2 protein-coding genes are annotated in these 3,925 nt (G+C 73.6%); both read left to right on the top strand.

Features of this window, described 5'->3' with window-relative positions:
* Positions 1-2: 2 nt before the first annotated feature.
* The gene (locus I53_RS26370) at positions 3-2,699 is read left to right on the top strand and encodes a nitrate reductase (protein WP_043356467.1); all 2,697 of its coding nucleotides are present in this window, start codon (positions 3-5) and stop codon (positions 2,697-2,699) included.
* A 108-nt stretch (positions 2,700-2,807) separates the two neighbouring features.
* The coding region (gene cysG, locus I53_RS26375; protein WP_187294420.1) for a siroheme synthase CysG at positions 2,808-3,925 on the top strand (1,118 nt) is incomplete at its 3' end.

The raw sequence follows: 3,925 nt of genomic DNA on the forward strand, positions 1-3,925 counted from the left end.
CCATGACCCAGCCCGTGGCGGCGTCGACGGTGCGGACCACCTGCCCCTATTGCGGGGTCGGGTGCGGCGTGCTCGCGAGTCCGGACGGGCAGGGCGGCGCCACGATCGCGGGCGACACCGACCACCCGGCCAATTTCGGGCGCCTGTGCTCGAAGGGCTCGGCGCTGGGCGAGACCCTGTCGCTGGAGAACCGCCTGCTTCACCCGCAGGTCGACGGCGCGCAGGTCTCGTGGGATGCGGCCCTCGACACGGTCGCGGGCAAGCTCCGCGCGGTGGCCGAGGAGCACGGCCCGGACGCGATCGCCTTCTACCTGTCGGGCCAGCTCCTCACCGAAGATTATTACGTCGCCAACAAGCTCGCGAAGGGCTTCATCGGCACGCCGCACGTGGACACCAACTCGCGGCTGTGCATGTCGAGCGCGGTGGCGGCCCACCGCCGGGCCTTCGGCTCCGACACGGTGCCGGGCTGCTACGAGGATCTCGACGAAGCCGACCTGATCGTGCTGGTCGGCTCCAACACCGCGTGGTGCCATCCCGTCCTGTTCCGCCGCATGGCCGACGCCAAGGCGCGCCGCGGGACCAAGTTCGTGGTCATCGACCCCCGCCGGACCCAGACCGCGGAGGAATCCGACCTGTTCCTCGGCATCCGGCCGGGCACCGACACCGCGCTGTTCTCGGGCCTGCTGGTCTACCTGTCCGACAACGGCTTCCGCGATCGCGCTTTCATCGATTCCCATACGGCCGGCCTCGACGGCGCCCTCGACCGCGCCCGCCAGATCGCGCCGGACGTCGCGGCGGTCGCCGCCGTCACCGGCGCGACGGAGGCCGACATCGCGGCCTTCTACGCCCTGTTCGCCGGCACCCGCCGGGTGGTCACGGCCTTCTCGCAGGGGGTGAACCAGTCGGCGCAGGGCACCGACAAGGGCAACAGCATCATCAACTGCCACCTCGTCACCGGCCGCATCGGCGAGACCGGGATGGGGCCGTTCTCCCTGACCGGCCAGCCCAACGCCATGGGCGGGCGCGAGGTCGGGGGGCTGGCCAACATGCTGGCCGCCCACATGCACTTCACCCCCGAGGAGGTGGACCGGGTGCGCCGCTACTGGGGGGCGCCGCGGATCATCACCGGCGAGGGCATGAAGGCGGTGGCGCTGTTCGAGGCGATCGCCCGGGGCAAGATCAAGGCGCTGTGGGTCATGGGCACGAACCCGCTGGTCTCGATGCCCAGGGCCGACGCGATCCGGGAATCGCTCGCCGGCCTCGACCTCTACGTGGTGTCCGAGGCGGTGGCGGATTCCGACACCGCCCGGGGCTGCGGCAAGACCACGGTGCTGCTGCCCGCCCAGGCCTGGGGCGAGAAGGACGGCACGGTCACCAATTCCGAGCGGCGGATCTCCCGCCAGCGCCGCTTCCTCGCGAGCCCCGGCGAGGCGCGGCCGGACTGGGCGGCGCTGGCCGATGTCGGCCGCCGCCTCGGGCACGGAAAGGCCTTCGCGTTCGACTCCGCCGCCGCGATCTTCCGCGAGCATGCCGGGCTCTCGGCCTACGAGAACAACGGCACCCGCGACTTCGACCTCGGCGCGCTCGCGGACATCAGCGACGCCGCCTACGACGTGACCCTGCCGGTGCAGTGGCCAATCCCGAAGCGCTCCGGCTTCCGGGGCGCCCCGCAGGGCAAGGCCAGGCTGTTCGGCGACGGCCGGTTCTACACCTTCGACCGGCGCGCCCGCTTCGTCGCGGTGCAGCCGCCGGCCCTCGCGCTCGCGGCCTCGCCGACGTTCCCGCTCATGCTCAACACCGGCCGGGTCCGCGACCACTGGCACACGATGACGCGCACCGGGAAGAGCCAGCGCCTCTCGGCGCACCGGGCCGTCCCGTTCGTCGAAATCCACCCGGACGACGCGGCGGCCCACGGCCTCACGGAGGGCGACATCGCCCGGCTCTCGACCGAGCACGGCGCGGCCGAGCTGGAGGTGAGGGTCACCGACACGGTGGTGCCGGGCAATCTGTTCATGCCGATGCACTGGGGCGGCGCCTTCGCGTCGCAGGCCCGGGTCGGCGCGCTGGTGCGCGGCATGACCGACCCGGTCTCGGGCCAGCCCGAACTCAAGGCGACCCCGGCGGCCATCGCGTCCGTCGGCTACCGCGCCCGCGGCTTCCTGCTGACGCGCCGGCAGGTGGCGATGCCCGAGGGCTGGTGGTGGGCGCGCGCCGCGATCACCGGCGGCTGGGGCGCGCAGTTCGCCACCGCCGACAGCTCCCGGGCGGTGGCGCTGATGGTGCGCGGCCTGATCCAGAGCGAGGCCCTGTCGGGCTGCGAGCTGGCGGAATATGCCGATCACACCCGCAACCGCTACCGCTGCGCGGTCTATGACGGCGACCGCCTCGTCGCCTGCCTCGCCTACGCGCCCGCGGGGGAACGGCCGGACTGGGAGGCCGCCAAGGCCCTGTTCGCCACCGAGGTGCCCGACGCCGCCGAGCGACGGGCGCTGCTCTCGGGCCGCGCGGCCACGGCCTCGGCGGGGCCCGTGGTCTGCGCCTGCCACGGCGTCGGCGCCGACGTCATCGCCACCACCATCGCCGGGGGCGCCGCCTCCGTGGAGGCGGTGGGCGCCGCCTGCAAGGCCGGCACGAATTGCGGCTCGTGCATACCGGAGATCCGCAAGATGCTGGCCGGGCAGACCGCATGCGCCGCGTGATTTTCTGATACACTTGCCGGCGAGGACAGACCGACCCGTCCAACCGGACCCCCTCATCCTGGGGGGGGGGACAGGAGAGGCCGGTTCGAGACGATTCAGGACAGGCCCGTGACCGAGACCCCCCTGCGCGCAGCCCGCGCCCCCCGCGAGACCAAGGCCGCCGGCCTGGAGCCGCTGGCGGTGCTGCCCGTCTTCGTGCCCCTGCGCGGCAAGCGGGTGGTTCTGGCCGGATCCTCCGGCGGGGCGCCGTGGAAGGTGAAGGTCCTGGCCGCGGCCGGCGCCCATGTGGACGTCTACGCCCCCGATCCCGGCGAGGAGCTGCGCGCGGTCCCGGGCGAGATCGTCGACGGGAGCGTCACGCTGCACGAGCGCGCCTGGACGCCGGACGACCTCTGGGGCGCGGCCTTCTGCATCGGCGCCCTGGAGGACGAGGCCGAGTGTGTCGCCTTCGTGGTGGCGGCCCGCGGAGCCGGGGCGATCGTCAACGCGGTCGACCGCCCGCATCTCTGCGACGTGAAGTTCGGCGCCATCGTCAACCGCTCGCCGCTGGTCGTGGGCATCTCGACGGAGGGCGCCGCCCCGGTCTTCGGCCAGACCGTGCGCGCCCGGATCGAGGCGATGCTGCCCCGGGGCTTCGCCCGCTGGGTCGGCGCCGCCCGCGACTGGCGGGACGGCGTCACGGCGCGCTTCCACGGCTTCGCGGAGCGCCGTGCCTTCTGGGAGCGCTTCACCGACCGGGCCTTCGCGGAGCCGGACCGCGCCCCCTCCGACACGGATCTCGCGGAATTGCTCGGCGAGACGGAAGCCGCCCCGAAGGGCGGGGCGGTGACCCTGGTCGGGGCCGGCCCCGGCGACGCGGAGCTTCTGACCCTCAAGGCGCTGCGGGCGCTCCGCAACGCCGACGTGATCCTCTACGACGACCTCGTCGCCCCGGAGATCCTCGACTATGCCCGCCGCGAGGCGCGCACCATGCTGGTGGGCAAGACCGGCCACGGCCCGTCCTGCCGCCAGGACGACATCAACGCGCTGATGGTCCAGCTCGCCCGCTCGGGCAAGCAGGTGGTGCGGCTGAAATCCGGCGACCCGCTGGTCTTCGGCCGGGCCGGCGAGGAGATCGAGGCCTGCCGGGCCGCCGGCATCCCGGTCACCGTGGTCCCCGGGGTCTCGGCCGCGCAAGGTGCAGCGGCGGCGCTCGGCGTGTCCCTGACCCATCGGGACGCCGCGCG

The sequence above is a fragment of the Methylobacterium sp. B1 genome (genome assembly GCF_000333255.1).
Classification (GTDB): domain Bacteria; phylum Pseudomonadota; class Alphaproteobacteria; order Rhizobiales; family Beijerinckiaceae; genus Methylobacterium; species Methylobacterium fujisawaense.

Coding starts and splice junctions, on each gene's coding strand:
- I53_RS26370 (WP_043356467.1), top strand. CDS start 3: ATGACCCAGCCCGTGGCGGCGTCGACGGTGCGGACCACCTGCCCCTAT.